The organism is Streptomyces marinisediminis (genome assembly GCF_026262575.1).
Classification (GTDB): domain Bacteria; phylum Actinomycetota; class Actinomycetes; order Streptomycetales; family Streptomycetaceae; genus Streptomyces; species Streptomyces marinisediminis.
Genome location: NZ_JAPKFL010000064.1, coordinates 1 through 4,141 on the forward strand (window position 1 = coordinate 1; position 4,141 = coordinate 4,141).

The following is a 4,141-nucleotide window of genomic DNA, read 5'->3' on the forward strand; positions in this document are numbered from 1 at the left end:
GACTCCGCGTGCGGTCAGCTCCCGGGCCACGCGGGTGGCGCGGCCGACCAGTTCGGCGTAGGTGAGGGTCTGGTCCTCGAAGGTGACGGCCGGGGCGTGTGGCGTCTCCCGTGCCCGGCGCACCACACGCTCGTGGATGAGGGAGACCGGCAGCGTCGCACCTTCACCGCTCCACCGGCGGAGCAGCGCGCGCTCGGTCTCCCCGAGCAGGCTGACCTGCCCGTAGTCGGCCGAGGGGTCGGCGACCATCGCCTCCAGCGCCCGCACGTGGTAGTCCCGCAGCAACGCCACCTGTCCGACCGTCAGCTCCCGGGCGTCGTACTCCAGCTCCAGGCGCAGGCCGTCGTCGCCCGGCTCCCGGCTCACCGCGACCAGCAGCGGGAAGTGGGTGCGCCCCGCGCCCGCGACCGGCTCGCCGTCGGCGCTCCCGTCGCCCTGTGCGCCCAGCTCGTCCACCTGCCGGAAGTGGTGGTAGACGAAGCCGGTCTCGAAGAGCGGGCCACCGCCCAGCTCCCGTTGCAGGGCGCCCAGCGGGTACCTGCGGTGGGGCAGCATCTCCTGTTCGGCGTCGAAGACGGCGCGGACCAGCTCCTCCCAGCTCCCGCCGGACAGGTCGAGCCGGAAGGGCAGGGTGTTGAGGAACAGCCCGCGCACCTCCGTCGCCCCGGCCTCCTCCAACCGCCCGTTCGACGACAGCCCGGTGATGACGTCGACGTCCCCGGTGGCCACGCTCAGCACCCGCAGGTGGGCCGCGAGCAGTACCGACTTCAGCGGCACCCCGCAGCGCCGGCCCAGCGCCTCCAGCCGTTCGCGCAGCGCGGGTGGCAGCGCCGCCGCCACCGGGGCCCGCGGATCGCTCGCCTCCGCCGGGGGCGCGAGGTGGTCGACGGGCAGCCGGGGCGCGCGCCCGTCGGGGCGCTCAACCAGCAGGTCCCGCCAGAAGGCGGCGCTGTCGGGGGAGGCCAGCGCGGCGCGTTCGGCGGCCACGTAGTCGCGGAAGCGGGAGCCGACCGGCGCGGGGTCGGGCGTCCGGCCCGCGAGCAGCTCCCGGTAGTACCCGACGACCTCGGTGAGCGTGGCGGCCAGGCTCCACCCGTCGAGGATGGCGTGGTGGTCGGTCACCGTCCACTGGAAGGCGTCGTCGGCCAGCAGGTGGACGGCCATCCGCCACAGCGGGAGCGCCCGCGGCCCGAAGGGCGCGGCCTGTTCGGCGCGGACGTGCTCCGACAGGGCGGCGCGGCGGGCGTCGGCGTCGGTGCCGCGCAGGTCGGCGACGGTCAGCGCCGGCTCGGCGTGCGCGTGCACGAGTTGCAGCGGCTCGCCGTACCCGCTGGGGTCGAAGGAGGTGCGCAGCACCTCGTGGCGGGCGACGGCCAGCGCCACCGCCGCGCGGAAGGCGGGCTCCTCGAACCGCTCGCCGATCCGCACCGTGGTCACGTTGTGGTACGGGTTGCGCTCCGGGTCCCGCTCCCCCTCGTAGACCATGCCGATCTGGAGCTCGGCCATCGGGTAGGCGTCGGCCAGCCCCTCCGGCAGCCGGGCCCGGTCCGCGGCCGTGAGCAGGGCGAACGGCTCGCTCGGCGGCGCGGCGTCCGCCGCGTCGGCGGGGGTGGCCGCCGCGGCGAGCCCGGCCAGGGTGGGCGTGCGGAACAGGTCCTGGAGCCCGAAGCGGACGCCCTCCTCCCGGGCGCGTCCGATGGCCTGGATGCTGCGGATGGAGTCACCGCCCAGCTCGAAGAAGTCGTCCAGCCGGCCGACCCGGTCCACTCCGAGCACCCGCGCCCACACCTGCGCGAGTACCGACTCGGCGCCCGGCAGCGGCGGTTCGTAGGCGGCCGACAGCTCGGGACGCTCCCCGCTGGGCGCGGGCAGCGCGCGCCGGTCGACCTTGCCCTGCGGGGTGAGCGGCAGCGCGTCGAGGAAGACGAAGGCGCGCGGCACCATGTAGTCGGGCAGCCGCTCGCGCAGTGCGGCGCGCAGCGCGCCGGCCGAGGGCGCCGGGTCCTCGCACACCGCGTACGCCACCAGGTCGGCGCGGCCCGCGGCGTCCCGGGGCGCGGTCACCACGCACTGCCGCACGCCGGGGTGGGCGCCGAGCACCGCGCTCACCTCCCCGGGCTCGACGCGGTAGCCGCGGATCTTGACCATGTGGTCGACGCGGCCCAGGAACTCGACCTGGCCGTCGGCGGCCCAGCGCCCCCGGTCGCCGGTGCGGTACAGCCGCACCCCCGGCGCGTGCGGGTGCGGCGCGAACCGCTCGGCCGTCAGCTCCGGGGCGCCGAGGTAGCCGCGGGCCAGGCACGGTCCGGCCACGCACAGCTCCCCGGGGGTGCCGACGGGGGCGGGGCGCCCGGCGTCGTCCAGCACCCACACCTCGGTGTTGGCCAGCGGTGTGCCCAGCGGCAGCGGCCCCGCGGGCAGGCCGGAGCCGGTGAACGTGGCGCACACGGAGAACGTGGTGGTCTCCGTCGGGCCCCAGCAGTTGACCACCTCCAGGCCCGGGTGGCGTTCGAGCAGCCGGGCCGTGTGGTCCGGTGACACCGTCTCGCTGCCGGTCAGCACCCGGCGCAGGCCCGGGAACGCGCGCGGCTCCTGGTCCACCAGCAGGGCGAACAGCGAGGCCGTCGCGTGCAGCACGGTCACCCGGTCCCGCTCCACCCAGTCGGCCACGTCGCCGGGGGTGTACGGGCCCGCGGGGGCCAGCACGAGGCGGGCCCCGGCCGCCAGCGGCGCCCAGATCTCGTAGGTGGAGACGTCGAAGGCGACCGTGGCGATCTGGAGCAGCGTGTCGTCCTCCCGCAGCGCCATCGGGGCCCCGCCGTGCAGCAGCTCCGTGACGTTGCGGTGCCGGGTCACCACGCCCTTGGGGCGTCCGGTGGAGCCGGAGGTGAAGATGACGTAGCAGGCGTGGTCCGGGCCGGACGCGGGGCGGGCGGGCCCCGCGGCGCCCGCGGCGGCGTCGGCCGCCCCGGCCAGGGCGGCGGCGTCCACGGTGCGCCAGGGCCCGGCCGGCACGCGCCCGGCGGTGCCCGCACCGGTCAGCACCACCTCGGCGTGCGCCTGCCGGAGCATGTCCGCGGCCCGGGCGGCCGGGAAGGCGGGGTCCAGCGGCACGTAGGCGCCGCCGGCCTTGAGCACCGCCAGCAGGGCGACCACCAGCTCGGGCGAGCGCTCCAGGCACACGCCCACGAACGTCTCGGGACCGACGCCCAGGCCGCGCAGTGCCCCGGCCAGCCGCTCGGCGCGGCCGTCCAGCTCGGCGTAGGTCAGGGCGCGTTCCCCGGCCACCACGGCGATCCGCTCGGGCGTGGCCGCGGCCCTGGCCTCGACGAGAGCGTGCACGGTGGTGGACGGCGTCGGGGCGGCGGTGTCGTTCCAGCGGGCGAGCAGCGCCCGCTCGCCCGCGCCCAGCAGGGCGGCGTCGCGGTGACCGGCCTCCGGGTCGGCGGCGAACGCCCGCAGGGCGCGCAGGTGGTAGTCGCGGAAGAGCCGGATCTGCTCGGCCGGGAAGAGCCGGGCGTCGTACTCCAGCTCCAGCCGCATCCCGGCCGGCCCCGGCTCGCGGCTGACCGCGACGTGCACCGGGAAGCTCGTGCGGGCGACCCCCGTCCCGCCGTCCTCGTGCGGTCCGGACACCGCGGCCGTGCCGCCCGCGGCCATCTCCGCCACGTGCCGGAAGTGGTTGTAGACGAAGCCGGTCTCGAACAGCGGCGTGCCGCCCAGCTCCCGCTGGAGCGCGGCCATCGGGTACCGGCGGTGCGGCAGCGCCGCGCGCTCGGCACGGAACACCCCGCGGGCGAGGTCGGCCCAGCTCCCTGCGGGGAGCGTGAGGCGGAAGGGGAGGGTGTTGAGGAAGAGTCCGCGCACCTCGGTGCCGTCGCTCTCCTCCAGCCGCCCGTTCGACGACAGGCCCGTCACCACGTCCGCCGTGCCCGTGACCAGGCTCAGCGCCCGCAGGTGGGCGGCGAGCAGCACGCTCTTGACCGGCACGCCGACCCGGGACGCGGCGGCCTCCAGCGCGTCGAACAGCTCCTCGGGCAGCACCGTGACCAGCGCTCCGTAGCCGCTGTCCGCGTCGTGTTCGGCCGTCTCCCCGGGGACGCGCTCGCCCACGGGGACCTGCGGACGGTCCGCCGCCCAC

General features: G+C 77.0%; 1 protein-coding gene. It reads right to left on the reverse strand.

Going from position 1 to position 4,141, the window contains the following annotated elements; all coding sequences use genetic code 11:
• Positions 1-4,141 (reverse strand): non-ribosomal peptide synthetase (locus tag OSB71_RS23995; RefSeq protein ID WP_265950907.1); only part of this gene is annotated, 4,141 nt, incomplete at both ends.